Raw genomic sequence first — 26,775 nt, forward strand, 5'->3', positions numbered from 1 at the left:
AAAAGTGGAATTTTACCCTCAAATAGAGAGTATTAATTTCCCGGGAGGTGACTATGATTGCCAGCAAATTCGGTATTGGCCAGCAGGTCCGCCATTCCCTGTTAGGTTATCTCGGAGTGGTCGTGGATATCGACCCGGTCTATTCGCTCGAGGAACCGTCACCTGATGAGTTGGCGGTTAACGACGAACTTCGCGCTGCTCCCTGGTATCACGTGGTGATGGAAGACGATAATGGTCAGCCTGTACATACCTATCTGGCTGAAGCGCAGTTGAGTAGCGAAACGCAGGACGAACATCCTGAGCAGCCTTCAATGGATGAACTGGCCCGCACGATTCGCAAGCAGCTCCAGGCGCCACGCCTGCGTAACTGATTTTAACCTGTGCCCGATGGCGCTTCGCTTATCGGGCCTACGCGTCTTATCCGGCCATGAACCGTAGGCCGGATAAGCAACGCGCCATCCGCGCTGTCTTACTTTGCCAACCCCAGACGTGGAATTTCAATCGCCGGGCAGCGATCCATCACGACGGTCAGACCCGCGTCTCGCGCCAGTACCGCAGCCTGCTCATTAATCACGCCCAACTGCATCCACAGCGTTTTCGTGCCGATAGCAATCGCCTCCTGCGCGACGCCCCACGCGGCTTCTGAATTGCGGAAAACATCCACCATATCGACTTTTTCCGGCACATCGGCCAGCGTCGCGTAGCCTTTCTGCCCTAACAGCGTCGTCCCGGCAACCTTTGGCGAAACAGGAATAACGTGATAGCCCTGGTCGAGCAGATATTTCATCACACGATAGCTTGGGCGATCGGGTTTATCACTCGCCCCCACCAACGCGATAGTACGGGTGGACGTCAAAATGCCAGCAATATCGGTCTCTTTCATCATCTTTCTCCAGGCTGTTTTGCAAAGTGTACGACAAACCCGACATCCCAACCATTCGCCCCATACGAATGTATGAGAGCAAAAGTTAAAAATATGTCTATATGTTAGTAAAGATGATTGCCGCAAAATTTTGATACATTATTCATCATGCGGTCTTTGGACAGGAGAACCCTATGAAAGCCGGCATTGTGACAACCTTCATTGCATTGATTTTGCCGGCCACCGTTTTCGCCACCACCTTACGCCTTTCCAGTGATGTTGATCTTCTTGTTTTAGATGGTAAAAAAGTCTCCAGTTCGCTGTTACGGGGGGCCGACAGTATTGAACTGGATAATGGTCCGCATCAGTTGGTGTTTCGTGTGGAGAAGACCATTCGCCTCTCCAGCCATGAAGAGCGACTCTATATTTCACCCCCATTGGTGGTGAGCTTCGATACTCAGCCTATTAGCCAGGTCAATTTTCATCTGCCACGGCTGGAGAACGAGCGTGAAACGGCGCATTTTGATGCCGCGCCTCGCCTTGAACTGCTGGATGGCGACGCCATGCCAATCCCTGTAAAGCTTGATATTCTGTCCATCACGTCGACGGCAAAAGTCATTGATTATGAACTTGAAACTGAACGATATAATAAAGCGTCTAAACACGCCTCGCTGCCGCAGTTTGCCACGATGATGGCCGATGACAGCACCCTGCTTTCGGGGATCTCAGAGCTGGATGCCATTCCGCCGCAATCCCAGACGCTCACAGAGCAACGGCTCAAATACTGGTTTAAACAAGCCGATCCGCAAACCCGAAATAACTTCCTGAAATGGGCAGAAAAACAGCCATCCTCATAGCGTTTTGACGCCCGTCCGCATTTTTTACGTCTTTCTCTTGCAGCGTCAAGTGCTTCCAGTACTCTGTAGCAAGGTTAACTACGGAATTGAACTATGGAACTGACGACTCGCACTTTGCCGGCGCGCAAACATATTGCGCTGGTTGCACACGATCACTGCAAACAGATGTTGATGAACTGGGTTGAACGCCACCAGCCATTACTGGAAAAGCACGAACTTTACGCGACGGGTACAACCGGAAACTTAATTCAACGCGCAACAGGTATGGAAGTGAACGCCATGCTGAGCGGCCCGATGGGCGGCGATCAGCAGGTTGGCGCGCTGATCTCTGAAGGGAAAATTGATGTCCTGATTTTCTTTTGGGACCCGCTCAATGCAGTGCCGCACGATCCGGATGTCAAAGCGCTGCTGCGTCTGGCAACGGTGTGGAATATCCCGGTTGCCACCAACGTTTCTACCGCCGATTTTATTATCCAGTCGTCGAATTTCAGCGATGAAGTGGATATTTTGATCCCGGATTATGACCGCTACCTGGCCGAACGCCTCAAGCCATAAGCCTACAGGCGGCGTTTGCCGCCTGTTTCTCAGGGTTTCCTCGCTACCGGCACATCCAGATGTTTCAGATCGTCGACAAAGCAAGACGGATTTTCTTTGTTAAATAAAATCCACACGCGATGCCGGGCACGTGTCAACGCCACATACAGCAATCTCCGCTCTTCCGCATTCGGGAAATCTTCTACCTGCGGCAGCAAGGCCTCTTCCATGATCGACTCGCGCGCTGGCGCCGGAAAACCATCGCTTCCCCCCTGCAACCCGACGATGATCGCATAATCTGCCTGCTGGCCTTTACTGGCATGAATGGTCATAAAATCCAACTGCAGTTTTGGCCAGCGCGTCGCGGCCTTTTCCAGACAGGCGGGTTTCAAATGATGGTAGCGCGCCAGCACCAGAATACGCTCATCCTCTTTTGCATAGCCAGAAAGCTTATCCAGCAATGCATCCAGCTGACTTTCCTCCAGCAGCGTGACCGCCTTCTTATCCCCTGACGTCAGACTGTTGAGCGGTTTTGCGAGTTGGTGCGGATTCTGCTGGATAAATCGGTTAGCGATTTCGCCGATCCGACTGTTGAAGCGATACGTGGTATCAAGATCGCACCGATCGCCCTCGCCAAACGTTTGATGAAAAGCCGTCGTGAGCGAAAGCTGCGCCCCACTGAAACGATAAATGGCCTGCCAGTCATCCCCGACGGCAAACAATGTGCTATGTGGGTTTTGCCGACGCAACGCGGCCAGCAATGCCGCGCGTTGCGGGGAGATATCCTGAAACTCGTCAACCAGAATATGCTTCCACGGGCTGATAAAGCGTCCTTTTTCAAGGACCACAATCGCCTGATGAATAAGCCCGGAGAAATCGACAGCATTTTCCTCTTTCAGCGCGCTTTTCCACGCTTTCAGTAACGGCGCCATCAATTTGATGCGTTTGCCGAACAGGTCGCGGATCTCTTCCGCCGCGCTGGCGATCATCTCGGCCTGGGTGCCCCCATGCATTCGCATCAGACTCACCCAACGATCCAATCGTGGCGCCAGTCGACGCCGCAGCTTTTCTTCATCCCAGAAATTGCCTTCCGGCACGGTCCACTGCATTTCGTCTTCCAGCCATTGCCGCCAACCTTTTGCCTGTGCCTTTTTCTCACTGCACTGTTGTCGCCACGCCGAAATAAAGAGCTGGTGTCTCGCGTCAGTATCGTTTTCAAGTTTACTGATCGTCGGGACTTTTTTGCTCCCTTGCTGGATGATATGCAGCGCAAGCGCATGGAACGTTCGCGCGGCGATCTCTTCAGTATGCAACCGCTCGCGAATACGTTGGTCCATCTCTTCGGCAGCTTTACGGCCAAAAGCCAGCAGCAGAATTTGTTCAGCCGCCGCCTCTCCCCGGGTCAAAAGCCAACCGGCACGAGCGACCAACACCGACGTTTTGCCACTGCCAGCCCCGGCAAGAACCAACAGCGAATGCTCGCCGTTGACGACCGCTCTGGCCTGTGCTGGATTCAACGGGGACGATTCTATCTGTTCGAAAAATGCCGCATATTCTGTCAGCATCACATCGGTATAAGCCTGATTATGCGCCAGGCGACAACCTTCGATATCCTTTAGCCATGCCAGACACTTATGCCAGGCATCACGACAATTTTCAAAGGATTCCAGCCGGTTGACGGGCAACGGCAGCGCCGCAAACGCGCGACGAATTTGCTGCTGAATTCCTGACGTTTGCTCTCGGGTCAACCATTTGTTTTCCCCCGTCCTCTGTGCAATGAGATCCAATTGCTCCTGCAACACCCGCGCAGCAACGTCACTCATCTCCTGGCTCCAGCGTTGCCAGTGCGCCTCCAGATGATGGTGAAACCGTTGCGTTTCGCTCCATTCTGTACCGTGCAAGCGCACAACCTTATCATCCGGCAGGACGAACTCCAGTTCTCCCCACACCAGGCCGCGCTTGCAATGGATAGCCAGTAACTGATTGAATGGAATAAGATATTCATGGCGATCGCCAGAGACTTTGATACCGGCATTAAGAATAACAGCCCGATCGTAAGGGTGTTGTGCCAGACGTTTTCCAAGAGAAGTTGCTTTCAGTTCCATGACTCAGTGGATCCACACGAGAGGTTTACTTCTCAGTGTAACCGCCAGAGAAAACGTGCTCCAGCCCAAAAAAACGTTACAATTGCCTGGAATCATAGAAAACCAGATTTGACCGAGGCTTTATGCGTACCGTTCTGAATATCCTAAATTTTGTGTTAGGGGGTTTTGCGACCACCCTGGCTTGGTTACTGGCGACGCTCGTCAGTATCGTTCTGATTTTTACATTACCCCTGACCCGCTCGTGCTGGGAGATAACCAAACTCTCTCTGTTTCCCTACGGCAACGAAGCGATTCATGTGGATGAACTCAACCCGGCGGGCAAAAATGCGCTGATGAATACGGGCGGTACGTTACTCAACGTTTTCTGGCTGATTCTGTTCGGTTGGTGGTTATGCCTGATGCATATTGCTGCCGGTATTGCCCAATGCATTACGATAATCGGGATCCCTGTTGGCATTGCGAACTTCAAAATTGCCGCCATCGCACTCTGGCCGGTTGGCCGCCGCGTGGTCACTGTTGAAACCGCTCAGGCTGCGCGCGAAGCAAATGCGCGTCGCCGTTTTGAATGACCAGGACTGATGGCCTTTATGTTGAGTCCCCTGCTTAGACGTTACACCTGGAACAGCACCTGGTTATATTATGTGCGTATTTTTATCGCGCTGTGCGGCACGACGGCTCTGCCCTGGTGGTTGGGCGATGTAAAACTGACCATACCGCTAACGCTGGGTATGGTGGCCGCCGCGTTGACCGATCTGGATGATCGCCTTGCAGGACGTCTGCGCAATCTGATCATCACCCTGATCTGTTTTTTCATCGCCTCCGCCTCCGTGGAATTGTTGTTTCCGTGGCCCTGGCTTTTCGCTATTGGCCTGACGTTATCGACCAGCGGATTTATTTTGCTCGGCGGCCTCGGACAGCGCTACGCGACCATTGCTTTTGGCGCATTGCTGATCGCCATCTACACCATGCTTGGCGCATCGCTGTACGAGCAGTGGTACCAACAGCCATTGTTCCTGCTGGCCGGGGCGGTATGGTACAACCTGCTTACGCTGACCGGGCATCTGTTGTTCCCTATCCGCCCACTGCAGGATAATCTGGCGCGCAGCTATGAGCAGCTCGCGCATTACCTGGAATTAAAATCCCGGTTATATGATCCGGATATTGAAGATGAGAGCCAGGCACCTTTGTACGATTTAGCGCTCGCCAACGGGCAACTGATGGCGACGCTGAACCAGACCAAAGTTTCCCTGCTCACCCGTTTGCGGGGTGACCGTGGGCAGCGAGGTACGCGCCGGACGTTACACTACTATTTTGTGGCGCAGGATATTCATGAACGCGCCAGCTCATCGCATATCCAGTATCAAACGTTACGCGATCATTTCCGTCACAGCGACGTGATGTTCCGCTTTCAGCGTCTGATGTCGATGCAAGGGCAAGCCTGTATGCATTTGTCGCGCTGTCTTTTACTGCGCACGCAATATCAACATGATCCGCATTTTGAACGTGCATTCACGCACCTCGACGCAGCGCTCGAGCGCATGCGGGTCGGTGGCGCTTCAGCAGATTTACTGAAAACGCTGGGATTTTTACTCGCAAACTTACGCGCGATAGATGCGCAGCTGGCCACGATTGAATCTGAGCAGGCACAGGCGGCGCCTCGCAATGAATCAGAGAATCAGCTGGCAGACGATAGCCCGCACGGATTCAGCGATACCTGGCTACGGTTGAGCCGCAATTTCACGCCGGAGTCCGCCCTGTTTCGTCACGCAGTAAGAATGTCGTTAGTGCTCTGCCTGGGCTATGCCCTGATCCAAATTACCGGAATGGATCACGGTTACTGGATCCTGCTTACCAGCCTGTTCGTGTGTCAGCCAAACTATAATGCCACCCGACATCGCCTGGCGTTGAGGATTATCGGCACGTTGGTGGGTGTCGCCATTGGTTTGCCGATTTTGTGGTTCGTTCCCTCCCTCGAAGGGCAATTAATTCTGCTGGTGATTACAGGCGTGCTGTTTTTCGCTTTCCGCAATGTGCAGTATGCCCATGCCACGATGTTCATTACCTTACTGGTATTGCTGTGCTTTAACTTGCTGGGAGAAGGTTTTGAGGTCGCTCTGCCGCGTGTAATAGATACGCTCATTGGCTGTGCCATCGCGTGGGCTGCCGTCAGCTTCATCTGGCCAGACTGGCGTTTTCGCAACCTTCCGCTTGTCCTGGAACGCGCGACGGATGCAAACTGCCGCTACCTGGATGCGATCCTCGAACAATATCACCAGGGCCGTGATAACCGACTTGCCTACCGTATTGCCCGCCGGGATGCGCACAATCGCGATGCGGAACTGGCATCGGTGGTGTCAAATATGTCGAGCGAGCCCGATGTCACCGCAGAAACCCGCGAGGCTGCGTTTCGGTTACTCTGCCTCAACCATACTTTTACCAGCTATATTTCCGCGTTAGGCGCTCACCGTGAACAGTTAACCAATCAGGAGGTCCTGACCCTGCTGGACGATGCGGTATGCTATGTCGATGATGCGCTTCATCATCAACCCGCAGACGAACAACGGGTACATCAGGCGCTTGAGGGGCTAAAACAGCGGATTCAGCATCTGGAGCCTCTCCCGGACAGCAAAGAACCGCTTGTCGTACAGCAGATTGGGCTGCTGATCGCGCTGCTCCCTGAGATCGGACGTCTGCAACGACAAATAACGCAATTGCCGTCTACTACCCCTGCTCTGTCGTAAGCGACTGAACCCAGTCTGCAAGCTCCTGGCGGCGTACCGCCGGGAGCGCGGCTTCATGTACCCCGAGAATCGCCCCTTCCAGAGAATAGAGAATTTTCACCGTCAGAGATTTATTGAGATGACGAAGCCTCAGCCAGCTCATTTTCGCCCCCAGATTCCGTAATGTGCTCTCGTCTTTAATCCCTGCTTCGTTCAGAAGGATCTCCAGATGAAAGGTCATGTTGGGTAAATCCTTCAGACGATGTTGCGAAAAGCGGGAGTTTTTTTCCTTCACCGCCGCCTCCAGTGAATACTGTGACAAACGCACCAGTTGTTGCTGGTCGCACCACAGGCTTTCATCCACCCGATAATAGTGGAGCATAACCGGACGTCCACGCTTCATAAACGTCAGCCAGACAGGCGGATGTTTCACACAATACTGTACACTTTGCTCGCAGGCACGAAGGTATAACTCCCCATTAGCGACCATCGCAAAGACAGTATCCCCAATACTCAAACTGTAACTGCCAAACAGCGAGCGGTAGCCAATCGTGCCCAGTGAAGCCAGGTATTCTTGAGATTTATAGATTCGACCATAAGAACGCGCTCTCATAAAAATCCTTTTAAATCATAAACTAAATAAATAATTAGTAGTAACAGCTCCGTTAATGACGAAAATAGGCAACTTATTCTAAAGGGGCAAGATGAATTTTGTTTTTACTGCGACGACGAATAAAAATTGCGAGTCTGTTTCCGAAAATTAGGTTGATCTTTATTGGTCGCAGGGTTACTGTATATCCATACAGTAACTCACAGGGCTGGATTGATTATGTACACATCAGGTTATGCAAATCGTTCTTCGGCGCTCTCTTCCACTTCAGGTCGAATTGCGCGTGTCTCTTCCGAGAACTCCACCGCAGGGCTTATCAGTGAAGTGGTCTACCGCGAAGACCAGCCCATGATGACCCAATTACTGCTCTTACCTCTTCTGCAGCAACTGGGGCAGCAATCGCGCTGGCAGCTCTGGCTGACGCCACAGCAAAAACTAAGCCGGGAGTGGGTGCAGTCAGCCGGACTTCCCCTCACCAAGGTGATGCAAATAAACCAACTCTCGCCGTGCCATACGTTAGAATCAATGATTCGGGCATTGCGCACAGGAAACTACAGTGTCGTGATCGGTTGGTTGTCGGATGAATTGACAGAAGAAGAGCATACGCAACTGGTAAAAGCTGCCGATGAGGGAAACGCCATGGGATTTATTATGCGTCCGGTGCGCGCACACTCCCTTGCCCCGAGACAGCATTCCGGGCTAAAAATTCACTCTAATTTGTATCATTAAGTAAATTTAGGATTTATCCTGGATTTTTTTTTCATGCCTTACCGGCGAATTGAAGTCTAAGGCTTTTTTGGTGCGAACGCTTGCCAGAAGCGGTTTCAGCGATTTTTGTTGCTCAATTTCTCATCTCAAAATGTTAAATAATGTGTATACAAGCCTTTTTTTTTCATATGCCTGACGGACTTCACACTTGTAAGTTTTCCACTACGTTGTAGACTTTACATCGCCAGGGGTGTTCGGCCTAAGCCGCAGATTCGGTAGATTAACTATTGAGCAGGTCCCCCGGTGAAGGATTTAACCGTGTTATCTCGTTGGAGATATTCATGGCATATTTTGGATGATAACGAGGCGCAAAAAATGAAAAAGACAGCTATCGCGATTGCAGTGGCACTGGCTGGTTTCGCTACCGTAGCGCAGGCCGCTCCGAAAGATAACACCTGGTACACCGGTGCTAAACTGGGCTGGTCTCAGTTCCACGATATTGGCAACAACCAGATCAACAACAACGGTTCTACTGAAGAAAGCCAGCTGGGCGCAGGCGCGTTCGGTGGTTATCAGGTTAACCCGTACGTTGGTTTCGAAATGGGTTATGACTGGTTAGGTCGTATGCCGTACAAAGGCAACACTCAGACCGGCGCTTTCAAAGCTCAGGGCGTTCAGCTGACCGCTAAACTGGGTTACCCGATCACTGACGATCTGGACATCTATACTCGTCTGGGTGGTATGGTTTGGCGTGCAGACGCTAAAAACAACACTGGCTTCAAAGACCACGACACTGGCGTATCCCCAGTATTCGCAGGTGGTGTTGAGTACGCAATTACTCCTGAAATCGCTACCCGTCTGGAATACCAGTGGACCAACAACATCGGTGACGCTAACACCGTTGGTGGTCGTCCGGACAACGGCCTGCTGAGCGTAGGTGTTTCCTACCGTTTCGGCCAGGGTGAAGTTGCTCCAGTCGTAGCTCCGGCTCCGGCTCCGGCTCCAGAAGTACAGACCAAACACTTCACTCTGAAGTCTGACGTTCTGTTCAACTTCAACAAAGCAACTCTGAAACCAGAAGGCCAGCAGGCTCTGGATCAGATGTACAGCCAGCTGAGCAACCTGGATCCGAAAGACGGTTCTGTTGTTGTTCTGGGCTTCACTGACCGCATCGGTTCTGACGCTTACAACCAGGGTCTGTCCGAAAAACGTGCTCAGTCCGTTGTTGATTACCTGATCTCTAAAGGTATTCCTTCTGACAAAATCTCTGCACGTGGCATGGGCGAATCCAACCCGGTTACTGGCAACACCTGTGACAACGTGAAAGCTCGCGCTGCACTGATCGACTGCCTGGCTCCGGATCGTCGTGTTGAGATCGAAGTTAAAGGTATCAAAGACGTTGTAACTCAGCCTCAGGCTTAAGTTTCCGTCTAATAAAAAACCCCGCTCTGCGGGGTTTTTTTTCGCCATGCTGCTGTTCTCAGAACACGCCGGCAGAGTCACACGCTATTCTTTACCCAATAGGGCCTGCAGATCCTGCTTCAGCGTAGACATCTGACTGGCATACTTCTCTTTGTGCTCCGCATCCTCAATCAGCTGCACTATCGTTTCTGAAAGCGTTTTGCCACGGCGCTGCGCAAGTCCAGCCAGACGTTGCCAGACGATAAATTCTAAATCGATCGATTTCTTGCGCGTATGCTGATGCTCAGCATTAAAGTGTCGTTTGCGTCGTGCCCGTATCGTCTGTTTCATACGATTTTGCAGCGCAGGATTCATATGCCCTTCAATCCAGGTATTGACCCGAACCGGTTCATTCTCGAGGGTTAGCAACAAATCGACGGCCTCTTTGGCAGCGCTGGCCTCCACGTAACGGGTAATCAACTCCCCTTCGCGGTGCTTTTTGACCAGATACTTCCACTTCCAGCCGCTTTCAAGATTTTCAAGTTGTTGATATTTCATTGCGATCTCAATGTTACCGTGTAACTCTTATCAGAATATCAGCTTTTTAGGTATCTGAAGAAAAGAATATCCAGCCTGTGAACTGTCGCGCGTCATACTGCGTGTTTCCGTTCGCTTTCCACGTGTGCAGTGTTGCCTGTTACGGTATAATCGCGTTTTTTACAACAGACTAAAAAACCTCAACTTTGACCATTACGAAACTTGCATGGCGTGATCTGGTTCCTGATACCGACAGTTATCAGGAGATATTTGCACAGCCACACTTTACTGACGAAAACGACACCTTACTCAGTGATACTCAACCGCGATTGCAGTTTGGTCTGGAGCAACTTCTCCAGCCCCGTGCATCGTCATCTTTTATGCTGGCAAAGGCCCCGGAAGAGCTTGAGTATATCAATCTCCTGGCCGATGCAGTCCGAACGCTGCACACCGACGACGGTAAGTTGACCGGCGGTCATTACGAGATTTCAGGTCATCACATTCGTTTTCGCGAAGCAGAAAAAGCAGAAGACAATTTTGCGACGTTAACTCAGGTGGTCAGTGCCGACTGGGTTGAAGCCGAACAACTGTTTGGCTGCCTGCGTCAGTTTAACGGAGAAATCACTCTGCAGCCCGGTCTGGTACATCAGGCTAATGGCGGCGTTCTGGTTATTTCTCTGCGCACGCTTCTAGCCCAGCCTTTGTTATGGATGCGCCTGAAAGCCATAGTGAGCCACGAAAGGTTTGACTGGGTCGCATTCGATGAGTCTCGCCCTCTGCCCGTTTCTGTGCCCTCTATGCCGCTCAAAATGAAAGTGGTACTGGTGGGTGAGCGCGAGTCGTTAGCGGACTTCCAGGAAATGGAGCCGGAACTCGCAGAACAGGCGATCTATAGCGAATTTGAAGACAATCTGCAGATAGTGGATGCAGAATCCATGACGCAGTGGTGCCAGTGGGTGACTCAGGTCGCCAGAAGCAATAATCTGCCCTACCCTGGCCCTGATGCGTGGCAGGTTCTGATTCGTGAAGCGGTACGCTATACCGGCGAGCAGGACACATTGCCGCTCTGTCCTCTATGGATTGCCCGTCAGTTCAAAGAAGTTGCCCCGCTGTGTGAGGGTGAGATCTGTAATGCAGAACAACTTCGCCTGATGCTCGCCCAGCGCGAATGGCGCGAAGGTTTCCTTGCAGAACGGATGCAGGATGAAATCCTCCAGGAACAGATCCTGATCGAAACCGAAGGTGAACGCATTGGCCAAATCAATGCGCTCTCGGTGATTGAGTTTCCTGGCCATCCTCGCGCATTTGGCGAACCTTCACGTATTAGCTGCGTGGTGCATATTGGCGATGGGGAATTCACTGACATTGAGCGAAAAGCGGAACTTGGCGGGAATATCCATGCCAAGGGAATGATGATCATGCAGGCTTTCCTGATGTCTGAGCTGCAGCTTGAGCAGCAGATCCCGTTTTCCGCTTCGCTGACCTTCGAACAGTCCTACAGCGAAGTCGATGGCGACAGCGCATCCATGGCTGAACTATGCGCGTTGATCAGTGCGCTGGCGGATGTTCCGGTTAATCAGAGTATCGCCATTACTGGTTCTGTCGATCAATTCGGTCGGGCGCAACCGGTCGGCGGTTTAAACGAGAAGATTGAAGGCTTCTTTACTATTTGTCAGCAACGAGAATTATCAGGCAAGCAAGGCGTCATTATTCCTGCTGCCAACGTCAGACATCTTAGCCTGCAACCTGCGCTGCTACAGGCCGTAGAAGAAGAGAAATTCAGTATCTGGGCGGTGGATGACGTCACAGACGCCCTGCCGCTTCTGTTAAATCTGGTGTGGGAAGGTGAAGGTCAGACAACGCTGATGCAAACTATCCAGGAACGTATTGCGGCAGCAACGCAACTGGAAGGTCGTCATCGTTTTCCCTGGCCGCTGCGTTGGCTGAATTGGTTTGTTCCGAACTGATCGGACTTGTTCAGCGTACACGTGTTAGCTATCCTGCGTGCTTCAATAAAATAAGGCTTACAGAGAACATGGTAGATAAACGCGAATCCTATACAAAAGAAGACCTTCTTGCCTCTGGTCGCGGTGAACTGTTTGGCGCTAAAGGCCCACAACTGCCAGCACCAAGCATGTTGATGATGGACCGTGTCGTCAAGATGACAGAAACCGGTGGTAACTTCGACAAAGGTTATGTCGAAGCTGAGCTGGATATTAACCCGGATCTGTGGTTCTTCGGATGTCACTTTATCGGCGATCCGGTCATGCCGGGTTGTTTAGGTCTGGACGCAATGTGGCAGCTGGTTGGATTCTATCTCGGCTGGTTGGGCGGTGAAGGTAAAGGCCGTGCACTGGGCGTAGGCGAAGTGAAATTTACCGGTCAGGTCCTGCCGACCGCGAAAAAAGTCACTTACCGTATCCACTTCAAGCGCATCGTTAACCGTCGCCTGATCATGGGTCTGGCGGATGGCGAAGTTCTGGTCGATGGCCGTTTGATCTACACCGCTAATGACCTGAAAGTGGGCCTGTTCCAGGACACTTCCGCGTTCTAATCCTGATTTTTTACAGCCAGCATCTTTTGCTGACTGGGTGAAAAAAGGCGAAACCTCCGCAATGCGGAGGTTTCTTTTTTCTAAAGAGACAGAATCAGGCCATTACTGCCCTGTCCGCCATGGCTTCTCGCCAGCCTCCCAGCCAGTATGACCTCTGATTCAGCGTCTGATAGGGACACATTTCTTTTGAGCGTCCGGCGATGCCGGCCTGATATCCACGTTGATGTGCCCGATCCAGGCGATCTCGTTTTTGTCTCTTCATGCCTCGTTTCCCTCATCTTTTATCTGGTGGAAAAGAAAACAGTGATTACGAAGTGTGCAATCACACTAAAACGAATACCGCGAAACATTGGTCCCGTCAATGCGCAAAATTCACGCCAGTGTCATATTTGTGAGCTACCCGATAATTCATTTGTACAAGAAATGTGAGCCAGGACAGCTATTTTCGCGGAATAAAAATGAAAAAAAACCGCCTCAGGGGTTAGCCTGAGGCGGTTTAATTTACAATTTTTTAAACTTTAAGGGAGACGTTTTATCTCCTGGGCGATAGAAGCGGCCTCCTGGCTCCATGCCGTCGCCAGCACTTTGACCATCTCATCATAGCCATCCTGCTGCTGCGTCGCCTCGATATGGAATGGACGTTTAATCAGCTGCCCTTGATGGTTCAGAAGCCACTCACCGCTCACGATAACCTTACCATCATAACGACCGTGGAATCCGGTCACCGTGACGTTTAGCGTGTCCTGGGTGCTTCCCAGCGGCTGAGAGGCGACAACCCAGCCCGGAAGCTGGGTATTCAGGCTGGCCACCAGCGTATTGCGCAACTGCTGGTCCAGCGGGCTGGCCCAGAGGTTGCTGTTCGCAATCACGTACTTCACATCGCTGGTCTGATAGACCACGCCATTCCCTGCCAGGTAATCAGGTACCGAAACCTGTTCCACCCACAGCAGACGGTTTCCCTGATTCGCCGTACTTTGCACGCCCCCCTGCGCAATAGGCAGTTGGTAATAGCTTTTACTTTCTCCACCGGAGCTGCATGCCGTCAGCCAGACCGACATCATCACCACTAGCCACTTTTTCATTGTTTCGCCCTCTTCGGCTCTGGATCTTTCTTGTCCTTCGCTTCAAATACCAGCGCATTGCTCTTATCGTTGAGCGTTTTCAGAACCGGCTGCAGTTCGCGGAGTACCTGATCAAGACGCTGCATATCCGCCACCATCTTGTTATAGGCGGCAGAACCTGGCTGGAAGCCCTGCATACTGCGGTTCAGTTCGCGTAGCGTAGTTTGCATATCCGCCGGAAGCTGCTGCATCGACTCACTGGACGTAATCTTGTTCATGTTGTCCAGCGTGGTTTGCAGGTGCTTCATCGTACGCTGGCTTTCAGTGAGCGTATTGGTCGCCTGCTCAATCATCGGATTCAGTGGCAGATTGTTGATTTTATCCAGCGCTTCCATCAGACGTTGTTGGATCTGCGCCAGACCACCACTCACGGTCGGAATGATCTGATAACCGCTAAACTCACGGATGCCCTTAATCGGTGGTTCCTTCGGATAAAAATCGAGGTCGACATACAGTGCGCCAGTCACCAGATTCCCCGTTTTTAACGATGCGCGTAAGCCACGGTTCAGCAATTCCTGCAGATGCGCGCCCACATCCGTATTTTCGCCTAACTGCGCTTTCAGACGCTCAGGTTCAATACGGATCAGAACCGGAATGCGGAAGTCATTGTTAAATACCTGACGCATATTTGGCACAAAGAAAGGTACTTTGCTGACGGTACCCAGACGAATACCGCGGAATTCCAGCGGCGCACCGGGTTGTAATCCACGAACCGAATCTTTGAAGAACACCAGATAGTCAATATGGTCGGTAAACAACGAATCCTGAATGCTCTTCTGATCGTCATAGAGGACGAACGCCGATTTTTCCGCGACCGGTTGCCCCTGATCAAGCCCTTCCGGGACGTCAAAACTGACACCGCCGCCGAACAAGGTGGTCAGCGAGCCCATTTCTACACGCATTCCCGCAGAGGTGAGATCGACCGCAATGCCGCTGTCTTTCCAGAAACGCACATTATTGGTGACCAGGCGATCGTTCGGCGCATTGATAAAGAGCTGATAGCTAATGCTGCGCTTTTGCGGATCAAACGTGCTGGTTTCAACTGAGCCTACACGATAACCACGGAACAGCACCGGATCGCCAGGACTTAGCTGCCCGGCTTTTTTGCTGTCAAGAATCACGCGGATCCCTTTCGCATCCGGCGGCGCCAGCGGCGGAGAGTCCAGCAGATCGTATTTATTGAGCTGGCTTCCTTTATTACCCGGCTGCAGTTCAATATAGGCGCCAGACAGCAGCGTACCTAAGCCGCTGATGCCTTCACGCCCTACCTGTGGCTTAACCACCCAGAAGACTGAATCTTTATGCAGCAACTTTTCCATACCGGAATTGAGGCGTGCTTTGATTTCTACATGGGTTAAGTCATCGGTCAGCGTCGCGCTTTCGACCACACCGACATCCACGCTACGGCTTTTTATGGTGGTTTTACCGCCCTCAATGCCTTCCGCATTGGTGGTAATCAGGGTGACTTCCGGCCCCTGATGACTGTAGTGGTAAAACAGAACCCATGCCCCAATAAGCGCAGTGACGATGGGGAATATCCACACGGGAGACCAGTTCTTTACCTTCTGCACTTTGGCTTCCCCACTTTTAGATTCCATGCTGTCAGGACTCCTCATGGTCTGGTTCTGGTTTACGGTCCCACGACAGACGAGGATCAAACGTCATCGCAGAAAACATTGTCATAATGACGACTAAAGCAAACATCAAAGCACCCATTGCAGGATAAATGTTCATCAACCCTCCCATGCGCACCAGCGCAGAGAGTACGGCAATAACAAAAACATCGATCATTGACCAACGACCGACAAATTCCACGACTTCGTAAATCAAATGCATTCTTTCGCTGTCACGCTTTCCATGCCCTTTTGCGTCCCAGCATAGCCATGCAATCGCAATCATTTTTAACGTTGGCACCATAATGCTGGCGATAAATATCACAGCGGCAACCGGATAAGATCCCTCACTCCACAGTAAAACCACCCCGGCAATAATTGTTGATGGCAATTTTGAACCCAGCAAATCAGTAATCATAATCGGCATGATATTGGCTGGAAGATAAAGCATGATCGACGTGAACAACAATGCCATCGTCCACTGCAGACTGTTTTTACGTCGCACATGCCCTTTGGTATTACAGCGTGGGCACACTAATTCATTGGCAGGCAGTATTGCTGTACAGCAGGAACAGGAACGTAGACCTTGTTGAATCCCCGGCGTTCCCACTTTTAACGGCTGCGCAATTTTAGGCGCAGGGGCAATGTCATCCCACAGCCAGCGACGATCCACACACTGGAACGTACGGAGCTGCAAAATACAAAACAGACACCACGGAATGAAACTGCTGCCTACGCCAATATCGCCGTAGGCCATCAGTTTGACAAAACTCACCAATATCCCGGCGAGGAATATTTCTGCCATACCCCAGGATTTTAACTGGAACAAAACACGCGCCAGCCTGGCCTGTATTTTTTCCGGCATGGCGACACGATTAACGAGCAGTAATATCGTGATCAGGCAAAAGGCAGGAACCACTTGAACGAATAATAAAAAGAAGGTACCGAGACTGGCATAATCTTCAGAAAATAAAACGCCCGGAATTTCCAGAAACGAAACTTCGCTGCTCACCCCCGCCACATTCATACTCACGAAAGGGAATAGGTTGGAGAGTAGCAGCATGAATAAAGCCACTATTGCATACGCGGTGGGACGCTGCCTTGGCGCGTCCCACTCGGTTGTTAATGTTGTGCCACATCGTGGGCATGCCGCTTTTTGACCATGCTCTAACGGGGGTAATGCCACCAGCATGTCACATTGCGAGCATAATATATGCCTCGCAGCATGGTGATGTTCGCACATATGTGCTCCTTTAATTATGCGCCATTCTTCAAGGCTTCAAGATACTCCCAGCGCTCAAAGGCTTGCTCAAGTTCTTGTTCCGCTTCACTCAGGTCAGCCAGAACCTTTTGTGTATGCTCATGCGGCTGGCTAAAAAAGGTGGCGTCAGCAACTTGCGCCTGCAGCGTTTCCAGTTTAGCTTCCAGCTCTTCAAGCTGCTGGGGTAGCTGTTCCAGTTCGCGCTGTAGTTTATAGCTTAGTTTGCCACTCGCTCGTTTTACAATTTCTGCTTTAGGGGCAGCAGGTTCCTCATTTTTTTTCACAACCGGCTGTTTAAACGCCAGATGTTGTACCTGTTGTCCACGTGCGTCGTGATAACCGCCGACATAGCGACCAATCTTGCCGCCACCTTCGAAGATCCAACATTCCGTCACGGTGTTGTCCACAAACTGACGATCGTGGCTCACCAGCAAGACTGTCCCCTGATAACCGTCAATCATTTCTTCCAGCAGCTCGAGGGTTTCGACGTCGAGATCGTTGGTTGGTTCATCAAGAATTAAAAGATTACTGGGTTTGAGGAATAAACGCGCCAGCAGCAGACGGTTGCGCTCACCACCCGACAGTGCACGAACCGGCGTCATGGCACGTTTAGGGTGAAACAAAAAGTCCTGCAGGTAGCCCAGCACATGGCGTGATTTACCGTTAACCATAACCTCTTGTTTGCCTTCCGCGAGGTTGTCCATCACGGTCTTATCGGGATCCAGTTCGGCACGATGCTGATCAAAGTAGGCCACTTCAAGCTTTGTACCTACATGAATACGGCCGCTGTCAGCCTGAAGCTGGCCCAGCATCAGTTTCAGCAACGTCGTTTTACCGCAGCCATTCGGCCCAATCAGCGCGATTTTGTCGCTACGTTGTACCTGCGCGGAGAAATCTTTCACCAGCTGTTTGCCATCAACCTGGTAATCCACGTTCTCCATTTCGAAGACGATTTTGCCCGAGCGCGTCGCTTCTTCGACCTGCATCTTCGCGGTACCCATAACTTCGCGGCGTTCGCCACGTTCACGTCGCATGGCTTTCAGTGCGCGCACACGGCCTTCGTTACGCGTACGACGCGCCTTAATCCCCTGACGGATCCACACCTCTTCCTGCGCCAGTTTGCGATCAAACTCCGCATTCTGTAGATCTTCAACCCGCAGCGCCTCTTCTTTCTCCAGCAGATACTGATCGTAATCGCCCGGATAAGAGACCAGCTTCCCGCGATCAAGATCGACAATACGGGTCGCCATATTACGAATGAACGAACGGTCGTGAGAGATAAAAATGATCGTGCCATTGAAGGATTTCAGGAATCCTTCCAGCCAGTCGATGGCTTCAATATCCAGGTGGTTAGTCGGTTCGTCCAGCAGCAATACGCGCGGATTGCTCACCAACGCTCTGCCCAGCGCCGCTTTACGCAGCCAACCACCCGATAGGGAAGAGAGCGCGGCGTTAGGATCAAGCCCCAATTGCGCCAACACTTCATTGATGCGGCTTTCGAGCTGCCACAGGTTATGGTGATCGAGCTGTTCCTGCACCCGCGCCATTTCATTGAGGTTCTTATCGCTGGGGTCCGTCATCACCAGGCGAGAAATATCGTGATAACGTTTCAGATATTCCGCCTGTTCCTCGATACCTTCAGCGACAAAATCATACACGCTGCCCACAACGTTTCGCGGGGGATCCTGTTGCAAACGCGCGACCACCAGATCCTGCTCATAAATGATGCGCCCGTCATCCAGACCTTGTTCGCGGTTGAGGATCTTCATCAGGGTCGATTTTCCGGCGCCATTACGGCCCACCAGGCAGACGCGTTCGTTATCTTCGATATGCAATTCTGCATTATCAAGAAGCGGCGCATCGCTGAACGACAGCCATGCGCCATGCATACTGATTAATGACATTTACTTTTCCTTTCAGGCTGAGGTAATCAGCCAGCAGTTGTGGATCTGGCGGTTACGGGCAAAGTCCTGGGAAAGCGTTTTCTGCGTAATTTCTTGTGCTTTCAGTCCCAGTGCCGCCAGTCCGTCGAGATCCATACGGAATCCACGTTTGTTGTTAGAGAACATGATGGTGCCGCCCTTACGCAGCAGACGCTTCAGATCCTTCATCAGCGCCAGATGATCGCGCTGCACATCAAACGAATCTTCCATACGCTTTGAGTTAGAAAACGTCGGTGGATCGATGAAAATAAGATCGAATTGTTCATCCGTCTCACGCAGCCACGCCAGACAATCGGCCTGGATTAAACGGTGCGCGCGGCCGCTCAAACCGTTCAGACGCAAGTTGCGCTCCGCCCACTCCAGATAAGTGCGCGACATATCCACCGTGGTGGTGCTGCGGGCGCCACCCAAACCGGCATGTACGCTGGCGCTGCCGGTATAAGAGAAGAGGTTAAGGAAATCTTTTCCACTGCTCATTTGACCCAGCATGCGGCGCGCAATACGGTGATCAAGGAACAGACCCGTATCCAGATAGTCGGTCAGGTTAACCCACAGACGCGCGTTGTACTCGCTCACTTCGATGAACTCGCCCTTCTCGTTCATCTTCTGATACTGGTTTTTCCCTTTCTGACGCTCACGCGTTTTCAGCACCAGCTTGTTCGGGGCCATCTCCAGCACGGAGAGGGTCGCCGCGATAATATCAAACAGACGCTGGCGCGCTTTCTGCGCATCTACCGTTTTCGGCGGCGCATATTCCTGGATAACCACCCAGTCACCGTAGCGGTCAACCGCCACGTTGTATTCCGGGAGATCGGCATCATAAAGGCGATAACATTCAATCCCTTCCTGACGCGCCCACTTCTCCAGCTTCTTGAGATTCTTACGCAGTCGGTTAGCATAATCTTCCGCCACCGTGGCCGGTTTACTTTCGGAGGTGGTCTCTGCGACGTGGTAGTTTTTCTGCACGCAATCCAGCGGACCGTTTTTGGCCTTGAATTGTTTATCGGCACGCAATTGCAGGCTGCTGAGCAAATCCGGAGAAGCGCTGAACAACGACAAATTCCAACCGCCGAAGTGGTTTTTCATGTTACGGCCCAGCAGGCTATGCAACGCAATAAGCGCTGGCTCGCTGTCCAGACGTTCACCGTACGGCGGGTTACTGATAACCGTCCCGTGCGGCCCCTCGGGCAGCGGATTGCTCAGCTGTGCAACGTCTTTTACTTCGAAGGTGATGAGATCGCCGATGCCTGCACGGCGGGCGTTACTGCGCGCACGCTCAATTACGCGAGCATCGCTGTCTGAACCGTAAAAGCGCGAGCTGTAGTCGGCCAGGCCTTTGCGGGCACGAACCTGCGCTTCCGCTTTTACTTCCTGCCAGACTGCCTCATCATGCTGCGCCCAACCGCTGAAGCCCCAGTATCCACGGTGTAACCCAGGGGCGCGATCGGTCGCCCACATTGCCGCTTCAATTAACAGCGTACCCGAACCGCACATCGGGTCGAGCAGTGGCGTGCCCGGCTGCCAGCCAGAACGCATCACAATCGCCGCCGCCAGCGTTTCTTTAATTGGTGCCTGACCGGTACGATCGCGATACCCACGCTGATGCAGACCGTCGCCGCTCAGATCAAGGGCAATACTGGCAGTGTCTTTGTTCAGCCAGACATTGATACGTAAATCCGGGGATTCACGATCCACATTCGGGCGCGGCAGGTTCTTGCGGGTGAAGGCGTCCACAATGGCATCCTTCACTTTCATTGCGCCGTACTGGCTGTTACGGATGGTGTCATTCAGGCCGCTGAAGTGCACAGCAAACGTGGCGCCTGGATTAAAAATCTCTGTCCAGTCGATTGCCTGAACACCGAGATACAAGTCCAGATCGCTATAGACCTTGCATTCCCCCATCGGCAATATGATGCGAGAGGCCAGACGGCTCCACATCAGGCTCTGGTAAACAAGCCGTGTGTCGCCCTTAAAATGGACACCACCCTGAACGACCTGGCACTCTTCAGCGCCCAGGTTTTCCAGTTCAGTTTTTAACAGCTCTTCCAGCCCACGGGCCGTACTGGCAAACAGAGAATTCATATCGTCACTTTTACTCGGGGAAAATTGCTGCGCATTATAGCTAATATGGGCTGTATGTCATAAAGTTGAGGGCTTATTTTCATTTGAGGGCTGTACAGTGGTGACGCTAACCAGACTTTTTGTTCATCCGGTTAAATCAATGCGCGGCATTGGCCTGACACACGCGCTGGCCGACGCCAGTGGTCTGGCGTTTGATCGTATTTTTATGATCACTGAACCCGATGGCACCTTCATCACTGCCCGCCAGTTTCCGCAAATGGTTCGTTTTACCCCTTCCCCGCTGCACGACGGACTGCATCTTACGGCCCCGGACGGTAGCAGCGCGCTGGTCCGATTCGCTGATTTCGCCGAACAAGATGCCCCAACTGAAGTCTGGGGGAACCATTTTACCGCCCGCATCGCACCCGATGCTGTCAATCGGTGGCTGAGTGGTTTCTTCTCCCGCGAGGTGCAATTACGGTGGGTCGGGCCGAACCTGACGCGTCGCGTAAAACAACACAGCAGCGTGCCGCTCTCCTTCGCTGATGGCTTCCCGTACCTGCTGGCCAGTGAAGCCTCTCTGCGTGATTTACAACAGCGCTGCCCTGCCAGCGTGAAAATGGAACAGTTTCGCCCTAACCTGGTGGTGAGCGGTGCCGCCGCCTGGGAAGAGGACACCTGGAAAGTGATCCGCATTGGCGACGTTATTTTTGACGTTGCAAAGCCGTGCAGCCGCTGTATTTTCACCACCGTCAGCCCGGAAAAAGGTCAAAAACATCCCTCTGGCGAACCGTTAGCCACATTGCAGCGTTTCCGCACGGCGCTGGATAATGGCGATGTCGATTTCGGTCAGAATCTGATTGCGCGCAACAGCGGCGTGATCCGCACAGGTGATGAGGTCGAAATACTGGCTACGGGGCCCGCAAAAAAATATGGTGCCGCGGCATCTGACGATACCGTAGCCGCAGAGCAACACCCTGATGCGGCGGTGAATATCGACTGGCATGGACAGGCTTTTCGTGGCAACAACCAACAGGTGTTGTTAGAACAACTGGAAAACCAGGGGATTCGGGTTCCCTATTCGTGCCGGGCGGGTATTTGCGGTTGCTGTCGTGTACGGTTGCTGGAAGGCGAAGTCAACCCGCTGAAAAAATCAGCGATAGGCGAGGATGGCACCATTCTTTGCTGTAGTTGTGTACCGAAAACGGCGCTCAGACTGGAAAGTTAAACGGCTTGTTCAAGGCTGAAACTGTCAATAATGGCTTGCGGTTTCAGTCTGTCATTCATGATCTTTATTGCATCGCCCAGTTGCATCGTTCGTCCCGCAACCACCACGCCAGGCTGAGCAAGCAGGCAAAGCGCTGCATTCTCACCCGGTTCCACCACCAGTAAATTCACCTGCTCTTCTGTGTCGCTCAAGTAAACGCAGGCCGCATCGCCACAGACGGGCGACCAGTTTTCTGCATGCGCAACAAAGTGCCAGCTTTTTGGCATCTGGGGTTTGAGATAACGGATAGCCACCAGCGCATTAAGCACCAGTTCCGCTTTTTGTTCTTTAGATAATTCGAGGTCGCGGCATTTTTCTTCAAAAGAAAAATAAAGCGCGGCATCTTCAACGCAAAAACCGGCGGGTGAAAAAGCATCAGGGGTGAGCATTTTGCGAGCAAAACGCGAGCGAAATAACATGCCATTGGCCAGATCGAGCATCATTCGGTCATGCTCTTCATCATAATACCAGCGCCAGTTATCGTCAGGTTTAATTCGCATTCGTTTATCTCCTGGGCTTAACATCCTGTTGCAACATTGTCCTGATTGCCGCTTCGTTTATTGCCTTAATAAGAAAAGACCAAAATGTATAAATAAGCAACAGTGAAGGAATATAAAACAACCAGGGCTGGAAATAAAGCCCTGGTTGTCCGATTAAGGGAAAAGGTTAGAGATGGGTAACGATTTCTTTAATCAGCGGCGGACCTTTAAAAATAAAGCCAGAATAAATTTGCACCAGCGAGGCGCCGGCCGCCATTTTTTCACGCGCCGCAATCACGGAGTCAATGCCACCGACACCAATAATCGGTAACTGTCCGTTTAATTCCTGCGACAGACGTCGAATAATTTCTGTACTTTTTAATTGCAGCGGTCGTCCACTCAAACCACCCATTTGGTCACAGTTTTTCATTCCCTGAACCAGAGAACGATCCAACGTTGTATTGGTGGCAATAACACCATCAATATTATGACGGACTAAACTGTCGGCAACCTGAATCAGTTCTTCTTCGGAAAGATCCGGTGCGATCTTTACTGCCACCGGCACATATTTTTGATGGATCGCCTGCAGATCGTTTTGTTTATTTTTAATTGCCGTCAATAAATCGTCCAGCGCATCGCCGTATTGCAGCGTGCGTAATCCTGGGGTATTTGGTGAAGAGATATTGATCGCGATATAACCGGCATAAGCATAGATTTTTTCCATACAAATCAGATAGTCATCTTTACCCTGCTCTACCGGCGTATCTTTATTTTTACCGATATTAATCCCCAGGATGCCGTCAAAATGCGATTTTTTAACGTTCTCCACCAGGTTATCAACGCCGTGGTTATTGAAGCCCATTCTGTTGATCAACCCTTCCGCATCGACCAGGCGGAAAAGGCGGGGTTTATCGTTGCCAGGCTGAGGGCGTGGCGTCACGGTGCCTATCTCTATCGAGCCAAACCCCATTGCGCCCAGCGCATCAATGCACTCCCCATCTTTATCCAGACCTGCTGCCAGACCAAGCGGGTTCTTAAACGTCAGCCCCATACAGGTAACAGGCTTTGCTGGCACTTTCTGGCGCACAAACGCTTCCAGCGGTGTCCCTGTGATACGGCGTAATTGTTGAAATGTTAATTCATGAGCGCGCTCTGGATCGAGCTGAAAAAGGGCTTTACGAACGAAGGGGTAGTACATGAACTCTCCTGGATTCCCGGTGTGCAAACCGGGGGCGTATTATGTGCGATGTTGAACCAAAAGGGAATTGACCTGCGGCAATAAATGACGATGTCCACGCAATCGTTTTCTTCCTCCCCACGTAATTATGCGTTTTTCAGATTTTCTCTGCCGGATAAATCATTTCGATTCACAAAATCTCTCTGTCAGACTGCACAAATTGTTATCAATGTTAGTAAAAAGAAACTAATTGGTTATAAGGAGAGATTAAGAATATGCGCATCATCACTCTGGCGGGAAGTCCGCGTTTTCCCTCACGTTCCAGTGCGTTACTGGAATATGCCCGTGAAAAACTCAGTGCGCTGGATGTCGAGGTCTGCCACTGGAACCTCCACAACTTTGCGCCTGAAGATCTTTTATATGCGCGATTCGACAGCCCCGCGCTGAAAACCCTCGTCGCCCAGTTAAAAGAGGCCGATGGGCTGATTGTCGCCACGCCCGTTTATAAAGCGGCCTATTCCGGGGCGTTAAAAACGTTGCTTGACCTGCTGCCTGAGCGGGCGCTCGACGGGAAAGTGGTTTTGCCTCTCGCCACCGGCGGCACTGTCGCGCATTTACTGGCTGTTGACTATGCGCTCAAGCCGGTATTAAGCGCGCTTAAAGCGCAGGAAATTCTGCATGGCGTGTTTGCTGATGACTCTCAGGTTATTGATTATCAGCATAAACCACACTTCACCCCGAACCTACAACTGCGCCTGGACACCGCGCTCGAGACGTTTTGGCACGCGCTGCATCGTCGGGATGTACAAGTTCCCACCTTTCACTCATCGCAGGGGATCGCCCATGCTTAATCTCTTCAAACGTCATTCCCCCTGGCTGGCGCTGGCTGGTTTACTGTCACTTTCAGCCCTGTCTCACGCAGCGACCTCCGCGCCAGAGACGCTGCGTATCGGTTATCAGAAAGGCAGCATCAGTATGGTGCTGGCAAAAAGCCACCAACTTCTGGAAACACGCTATCCGCAAACGAAAATCTCCTGGATAGAATTCCCGGCAGGACCACAGATGCTTGAAGCGCTGAATGTCGGCAGTATCGATCTGGGCAGCACTGGCGATATCCCACCGATCTTCGCGCAGGCTGCCGGCGCGGACCTGGTGTATGTCGGCGTCGAACCGCCTAAACCGAAGGCTGAAGTGATTCTGGTGCCTGAAAACAGCCCGATTAAAAGCGTGGCAGATCTAAAAGGGCGCAAGGTCGCTTTCCAGAAAGGTTCCAGTTCACATAACCTGCTGCTCCGGGCTTTGCAGCAGGCAGGGTTAAAATTTACCGATATTCAACCGACCTTTCTGACCCCGGCGGACGCCCGTGCGGCCTTCCAGCAGGGTAACGTCGATGCCTGGGCTATCTGGGATCCCTACTATTCAGCAGCACTTCTGCAAGGCGGCGTGCGCGTACTGAAGGACGGCTCTGACTTAAAACAAACCGGGTCGTTCTATCTGGCGGCGCGCCCGTATGCTGAAAAAAATGGCGCCTTTATTCAGGGCGTGCTCAACACCTTCAGTCAGGCCGATGCGCTGACGCTTAGCCAACGCGAACAAAGTATTGCGCTGCTTGCCAAAACGATGGGATTGCCCGCGCCGGTGATCGCCAGCTATCTGGACCATCGCCCCCCAACCACAATAGCGCCGGTTGATGCCACGGTTGCCGCACTGCAGCAACAAACCGCCGATCTGTTTTACGACAACCGTCTGGTACCGAAAAAAATCGATATTCGCGACCGCATCTGGCACGCCACTCAGCAGGAAGGAGCAAAATTATGAGTTTGAATATGTTCTGGTTTTTACCTACACACGGTGACGGGCACTATCTGGGAACAGAAGAAGGTTCGCGCCCGGTTACTCACGGTTATCTGCAGCAAATCGCGCAAACCGCGGACCGCCTGGGCTTTACCGGCGTGCTGATCCCCACCGGGCGCTCCTGCGAAGATGCGTGGCTGGTTGCAGCGTCAATGATCCCGGTAACGCAACGGCTTAAGTTCCTCGTGGCGCTACGCCCCAGCGTGACGTCACCCACGGTCGCCGCACGCCAGGCCGCGACGCTCGACAGGCTCTCCAATGGTCGCGCGCTCTTTAATTTGGTCACCGGCAGCGATCCGCAAGAGTTGGCAGGCGACGGCGTTTTCCTCGATCACAGCGAACGCTATGCCGCTTCTTCTGAATTTACTCAGGTCTGGCGGCGGTTATTGCAGGGTGAAACCGTCGATTTTCACGGTAAACATATTCACGTTCGCGGGGCAAAACTGTTCTTCCCGCCGATACAGCAGCCGCACCCTCCCCTCTACTTTGGCGGCTCTTCCGACGTGGCACAGGATCTGGCCGCCGAACAGGTGGATCTTTATCTCACCTGGGGCGAACCGCCGGAGTTGGTGAGAGAGAAGATCGAACAGGTACGCGCCAAAGCCGCAGCGCGCGGGCGCAAGATCCGTTTTGGTATTCGTTTGCATGTGATTGTTCGCGAAACCAATGACGAAGCCTGGCAGGCTGCGGATCGGCTGATTGCGCATCTGGATGATGACACCATTGCCAAAGCGCAGGCGGCTTTCGCCAGAACCGACTCCGTCGGTCAGCATCGAATGGCAGCGCTGCATAACGGCAAGCGGGACAAGCTGGAGATCAGCCCAAATCTGTGGGCAGGCGTCGGGCTGGTACGTGGCGGTGCGGGAACCGCGCTGGTAGGAGATGGCCCAACGGTGGCGGCACGTATTAATGAGTATGCGGCGCTCGGTATCGACAGCTTTGTCCTCTCCGGTTATCCGCATCTCGAAGAGGCGTACAAAGTGGGTGAGCTGCTGTTCCCTCATCTTGATATCGCGATACCGGAAATTCCGCAACCGCAGCCACTGCTTCAGCAGGGCGAAGCGGTAGCCAACGAATTTATCCCGCGTAACGTCGCGCAAAGCTAAGGAGT

Annotated in this window: 25 protein-coding genes; 13 read left to right on the forward strand and 12 right to left on the reverse strand. The window is 52.2% G+C overall.

What is annotated here, in order from left to right:
• Window positions 1–53 precede the first annotated feature (53 nt).
• A complete protein-coding gene (hspQ, locus tag P2W74_RS14670) occupies window positions 54–371 on the forward strand; it encodes a heat shock protein HspQ (protein WP_162382774.1) in 318 nt (105 codons plus the stop codon).
• A 98-nt stretch (window positions 372–469) separates the two neighbouring features.
• On the opposite strand, the gene P2W74_RS14675 is transcribed toward hspQ, so the two are convergent.
• Entirely contained in the window at window positions 470–883 is a 414-nt protein-coding gene (locus P2W74_RS14675) for a CoA-binding protein (RefSeq protein WP_276295200.1), read from the reverse strand.
• A gap of 173 nt (window positions 884–1,056) precedes the next feature.
• On the opposite strand from P2W74_RS14675, the gene csgI reads away from it, so the two are divergent.
• Both csgI and mgsA read left to right on the forward strand, forming a co-directional pair.
• On the forward strand, window positions 1,057–1,719 hold the full coding sequence (gene csgI / locus P2W74_RS14680) for a curli synthesis inhibitor (RefSeq protein ID WP_203358242.1): 663 nt from the start codon (window positions 1,057–1,059) through the stop codon (window positions 1,717–1,719).
• A gap of 93 nt (window positions 1,720–1,812) precedes the next feature.
• Window positions 1,813–2,274 carry a methylglyoxal synthase gene (gene mgsA, locus P2W74_RS14685; RefSeq protein ID WP_276292180.1) on the forward strand — a complete coding sequence of 154 codons (462 nt, stop codon included), beginning with the start codon at window positions 1,813–1,815 and terminating at the stop codon, window positions 2,272–2,274.
• 29 nt (window positions 2,275–2,303) lie between these two features.
• On the opposite strand, the gene helD is transcribed toward mgsA, so the two are convergent.
• Window positions 2,304–4,358, reverse strand: a complete 2,055-nt coding sequence (helD, locus tag P2W74_RS14690; RefSeq protein ID WP_276292181.1) for a DNA helicase IV — start codon at window positions 4,356–4,358, stop codon at window positions 2,304–2,306.
• A 122-nt stretch (window positions 4,359–4,480) separates the two neighbouring features.
• Here helD and P2W74_RS14695 point away from each other — a divergent pair, with 122 nt between their 5' ends.
• Together P2W74_RS14695 and yccS are read left to right on the forward strand one after the other, a co-directional pair.
• Window positions 4,481–4,927 carry a YccF domain-containing protein gene (locus P2W74_RS14695; protein ID WP_276292182.1) on the forward strand — a complete coding sequence of 149 codons (447 nt, stop codon included), beginning with the start codon at window positions 4,481–4,483 and terminating at the stop codon, window positions 4,925–4,927.
• Window positions 4,928–4,945: 18 nt separating this feature from the next.
• Window positions 4,946–7,099 carry a YccS family putative transporter gene (yccS, locus tag P2W74_RS14700; protein ID WP_276292183.1) on the forward strand — a complete coding sequence of 718 codons (2,154 nt, stop codon included), beginning with the start codon at window positions 4,946–4,948 and terminating at the stop codon, window positions 7,097–7,099.
• Here yccS and P2W74_RS14705 read toward each other — a convergent pair.
• Complete coding sequence (locus P2W74_RS14705; RefSeq protein ID WP_276292184.1) at window positions 7,080–7,691, reverse strand: TfoX/Sxy family DNA transformation protein; 612 nt, start codon at window positions 7,689–7,691, stop codon at window positions 7,080–7,082. The two genes, yccS and P2W74_RS14705, sit on opposite strands and share 20 nt — an antisense overlap.
• Window positions 7,692–7,907: 216 nt before the next feature.
• On the opposite strand from P2W74_RS14705, the gene sulA reads away from it, so the two are divergent.
• Both sulA and ompA read left to right on the forward strand, forming a co-directional pair.
• Window positions 7,908–8,417 (forward strand): SOS-induced cell division inhibitor SulA, encoded by a 510-nt coding sequence (sulA, locus tag P2W74_RS14710; RefSeq protein WP_276292185.1) that lies wholly within the window; start codon window positions 7,908–7,910, stop codon window positions 8,415–8,417.
• Between the two features lie 354 nt (window positions 8,418–8,771).
• Window positions 8,772–9,818 carry a porin OmpA gene (gene ompA / locus P2W74_RS14715; protein WP_276292186.1) on the forward strand — a complete coding sequence of 349 codons (1,047 nt, stop codon included), beginning with the start codon at window positions 8,772–8,774 and terminating at the stop codon, window positions 9,816–9,818.
• 84 nt (window positions 9,819–9,902) lie between these two features.
• Here the strand turns inward: ompA and matP are convergent, their stop codons facing one another.
• A complete protein-coding gene (matP, locus tag P2W74_RS14720; protein WP_276292187.1) occupies window positions 9,903–10,355 on the reverse strand; it encodes a macrodomain Ter protein MatP in 453 nt (150 codons plus the stop codon).
• A gap of 185 nt (window positions 10,356–10,540) precedes the next feature.
• Here matP and P2W74_RS14725 point away from each other — a divergent pair, with 185 nt between their 5' ends.
• Window positions 10,541–12,301, forward strand: coding sequence for a Lon protease family protein (locus P2W74_RS14725; RefSeq protein WP_276292188.1), 1,761 nt, complete (start codon window positions 10,541–10,543; stop codon window positions 12,299–12,301).
• Window positions 12,302–12,369: 68 nt separating this feature from the next.
• Entirely contained in the window at window positions 12,370–12,888 is a 519-nt protein-coding gene (gene fabA, locus P2W74_RS14730; protein ID WP_010429339.1) for a bifunctional 3-hydroxydecanoyl-ACP dehydratase/trans-2-decenoyl-ACP isomerase, read from the forward strand.
• A 94-nt stretch (window positions 12,889–12,982) separates the two neighbouring features.
• On the opposite strand, the gene rmf is transcribed toward fabA, so the two are convergent.
• The 6 genes from rmf to rlmKL all read right to left on the reverse strand — a co-directional run bounded on the left by rmf (window position 12,983) and on the right by rlmKL (window position 20,908).
• Window positions 12,983–13,150: a ribosome modulation factor gene (gene rmf / locus P2W74_RS14735; protein ID WP_276292189.1), complete on the reverse strand. Its 168-nt coding sequence runs from the start codon at window positions 13,148–13,150 to the stop codon at window positions 12,983–12,985.
• Window positions 13,151–13,406: 256 nt separating this feature from the next.
• Complete coding sequence (gene pqiC / locus P2W74_RS14740; protein WP_276292190.1) at window positions 13,407–13,970, reverse strand: membrane integrity-associated transporter subunit PqiC; 564 nt, start codon at window positions 13,968–13,970, stop codon at window positions 13,407–13,409.
• The gene (pqiB, locus tag P2W74_RS14745; protein WP_276292191.1) at window positions 13,967–15,607 is read right to left on the reverse strand and encodes an intermembrane transport protein PqiB; all 1,641 of its coding nucleotides are present in this window, start codon (window positions 15,605–15,607) and stop codon (window positions 13,967–13,969) included. The genes pqiC and pqiB overlap by 4 nt, the downstream gene beginning before the upstream one ends.
• 4 nt (window positions 15,608–15,611) lie before the next feature.
• Window positions 15,612–16,865, reverse strand: a complete 1,254-nt coding sequence (gene pqiA / locus P2W74_RS14750) for a membrane integrity-associated transporter subunit PqiA (protein WP_276292192.1) — start codon at window positions 16,863–16,865, stop codon at window positions 15,612–15,614.
• Between the two features lie 14 nt (window positions 16,866–16,879).
• On the reverse strand, window positions 16,880–18,787 hold the full coding sequence (locus P2W74_RS14755) for an ABC transporter ATP-binding protein (RefSeq protein ID WP_276292193.1): 1,908 nt from the start codon (window positions 18,785–18,787) through the stop codon (window positions 16,880–16,882).
• Window positions 18,788–18,799: 12 nt separating this feature from the next.
• A complete protein-coding gene (gene rlmKL, locus P2W74_RS14760; protein WP_276292194.1) occupies window positions 18,800–20,908 on the reverse strand; it encodes a bifunctional 23S rRNA (guanine(2069)-N(7))-methyltransferase RlmK/23S rRNA (guanine(2445)-N(2))-methyltransferase RlmL in 2,109 nt (702 codons plus the stop codon).
• Window positions 20,909–21,005: 97 nt separating this feature from the next.
• Here rlmKL and P2W74_RS14765 point away from each other — a divergent pair, with 97 nt between their 5' ends.
• Complete coding sequence (locus P2W74_RS14765) at window positions 21,006–22,115, forward strand: YcbX family protein (protein WP_276292195.1); 1,110 nt, start codon at window positions 21,006–21,008, stop codon at window positions 22,113–22,115.
• Here the strand turns inward: P2W74_RS14765 and zapC are convergent.
• Together zapC and pyrD are read right to left on the reverse strand one after the other, a co-directional pair.
• Window positions 22,112–22,654 carry a cell division protein ZapC gene (gene zapC / locus P2W74_RS14770; protein ID WP_276292196.1) on the reverse strand — a complete coding sequence of 181 codons (543 nt, stop codon included), beginning with the start codon at window positions 22,652–22,654 and terminating at the stop codon, window positions 22,112–22,114. The genes P2W74_RS14765 and zapC overlap by 4 nt on opposite strands.
• Window positions 22,655–22,820: 166 nt before the next feature.
• On the reverse strand, window positions 22,821–23,831 hold the full coding sequence (pyrD, locus tag P2W74_RS14775; protein ID WP_276292197.1) for a quinone-dependent dihydroorotate dehydrogenase: 1,011 nt from the start codon (window positions 23,829–23,831) through the stop codon (window positions 22,821–22,823).
• 254 nt (window positions 23,832–24,085) lie between these two features.
• On the opposite strand from pyrD, the gene ssuE reads away from it, so the two are divergent.
• From ssuE to ssuD, 3 genes are read left to right on the forward strand one after another with little or no spacing between them, the layout of a single operon-like run.
• On the forward strand, window positions 24,086–24,661 hold the full coding sequence (gene ssuE / locus P2W74_RS14780) for an NADPH-dependent FMN reductase (RefSeq protein ID WP_276292198.1): 576 nt from the start codon (window positions 24,086–24,088) through the stop codon (window positions 24,659–24,661).
• Window positions 24,654–25,628, forward strand: coding sequence for a sulfonate ABC transporter substrate-binding protein (locus P2W74_RS14785; RefSeq protein WP_276292199.1), 975 nt, complete (start codon window positions 24,654–24,656; stop codon window positions 25,626–25,628). The genes ssuE and P2W74_RS14785 overlap by 8 nt, the downstream gene beginning before the upstream one ends.
• Window positions 25,625–26,770: an FMNH2-dependent alkanesulfonate monooxygenase gene (gene ssuD, locus P2W74_RS14790; RefSeq protein WP_276292200.1), complete on the forward strand. Its 1,146-nt coding sequence runs from the start codon at window positions 25,625–25,627 to the stop codon at window positions 26,768–26,770. The genes P2W74_RS14785 and ssuD overlap by 4 nt, the downstream gene beginning before the upstream one ends.
• The last annotated feature ends 5 nt before the right edge of the window (window positions 26,771–26,775 follow it).

The organism is Citrobacter enshiensis (assembly GCF_029338175.1).
In the GTDB taxonomy this organism is placed as follows: domain Bacteria; phylum Pseudomonadota; class Gammaproteobacteria; order Enterobacterales; family Enterobacteriaceae; genus Citrobacter_D; species Citrobacter_D enshiensis.

Excerpts from the sequence above, each read along its gene's own strand:
- hspQ (WP_162382774.1), top strand. The coding sequence starts at position 54 with ATGATTGCCAGCAAATTCGGTATTGGCCAGCAGGTCCGCCATTCCCTG.
- P2W74_RS14675 (WP_276295200.1), bottom strand. The coding sequence starts at position 883 with ATGAAAGAGACCGATATTGCTGGCATTTTGACGTCCACCCGTACTATC.
- csgI (WP_203358242.1), top strand. The coding sequence starts at position 1,057 with ATGAAAGCCGGCATTGTGACAACCTTCATTGCATTGATTTTGCCGGCC.
- mgsA (WP_276292180.1), top strand. The coding sequence starts at position 1,813 with ATGGAACTGACGACTCGCACTTTGCCGGCGCGCAAACATATTGCGCTG.
- helD (WP_276292181.1), bottom strand. The coding sequence starts at position 4,358 with ATGGAACTGAAAGCAACTTCTCTTGGAAAACGTCTGGCACAACACCCT.
- P2W74_RS14695 (WP_276292182.1), top strand. The coding sequence starts at position 4,481 with ATGCGTACCGTTCTGAATATCCTAAATTTTGTGTTAGGGGGTTTTGCG.
- yccS (WP_276292183.1), top strand. The coding sequence starts at position 4,946 with ATGTTGAGTCCCCTGCTTAGACGTTACACCTGGAACAGCACCTGGTTA.
- P2W74_RS14705 (WP_276292184.1), bottom strand. The coding sequence starts at position 7,691 with ATGAGAGCGCGTTCTTATGGTCGAATCTATAAATCTCAAGAATACCTG.
- sulA (WP_276292185.1), top strand. The coding sequence starts at position 7,908 with ATGTACACATCAGGTTATGCAAATCGTTCTTCGGCGCTCTCTTCCACT.
- ompA (WP_276292186.1), top strand. The coding sequence starts at position 8,772 with ATGAAAAAGACAGCTATCGCGATTGCAGTGGCACTGGCTGGTTTCGCT.
- matP (WP_276292187.1), bottom strand. The coding sequence starts at position 10,355 with ATGAAATATCAACAACTTGAAAATCTTGAAAGCGGCTGGAAGTGGAAG.
- fabA (WP_010429339.1), top strand. The coding sequence starts at position 12,370 with ATGGTAGATAAACGCGAATCCTATACAAAAGAAGACCTTCTTGCCTCT.
- rmf (WP_276292189.1), bottom strand. The coding sequence starts at position 13,150 with ATGAAGAGACAAAAACGAGATCGCCTGGATCGGGCACATCAACGTGGA.
- pqiC (WP_276292190.1), bottom strand. The coding sequence starts at position 13,970 with ATGAAAAAGTGGCTAGTGGTGATGATGTCGGTCTGGCTGACGGCATGC.
- pqiB (WP_276292191.1), bottom strand. The coding sequence starts at position 15,607 with ATGGAATCTAAAAGTGGGGAAGCCAAAGTGCAGAAGGTAAAGAACTGG.
- pqiA (WP_276292192.1), bottom strand. The coding sequence starts at position 16,865 with ATGTGCGAACATCACCATGCTGCGAGGCATATATTATGCTCGCAATGT.
- P2W74_RS14755 (WP_276292193.1), bottom strand. The coding sequence starts at position 18,787 with ATGTCATTAATCAGTATGCATGGCGCATGGCTGTCGTTCAGCGATGCG.
- rlmKL (WP_276292194.1), bottom strand. The coding sequence starts at position 20,908 with ATGAATTCTCTGTTTGCCAGTACGGCCCGTGGGCTGGAAGAGCTGTTA.
- zapC (WP_276292196.1), bottom strand. The coding sequence starts at position 22,654 with ATGCGAATTAAACCTGACGATAACTGGCGCTGGTATTATGATGAAGAG.
- pyrD (WP_276292197.1), bottom strand. The coding sequence starts at position 23,831 with ATGTACTACCCCTTCGTTCGTAAAGCCCTTTTTCAGCTCGATCCAGAG.
- ssuE (WP_276292198.1), top strand. The coding sequence starts at position 24,086 with ATGCGCATCATCACTCTGGCGGGAAGTCCGCGTTTTCCCTCACGTTCC.
- P2W74_RS14785 (WP_276292199.1), top strand. The coding sequence starts at position 24,654 with ATGCTTAATCTCTTCAAACGTCATTCCCCCTGGCTGGCGCTGGCTGGT.
- ssuD (WP_276292200.1), top strand. The coding sequence starts at position 25,625 with ATGAGTTTGAATATGTTCTGGTTTTTACCTACACACGGTGACGGGCAC.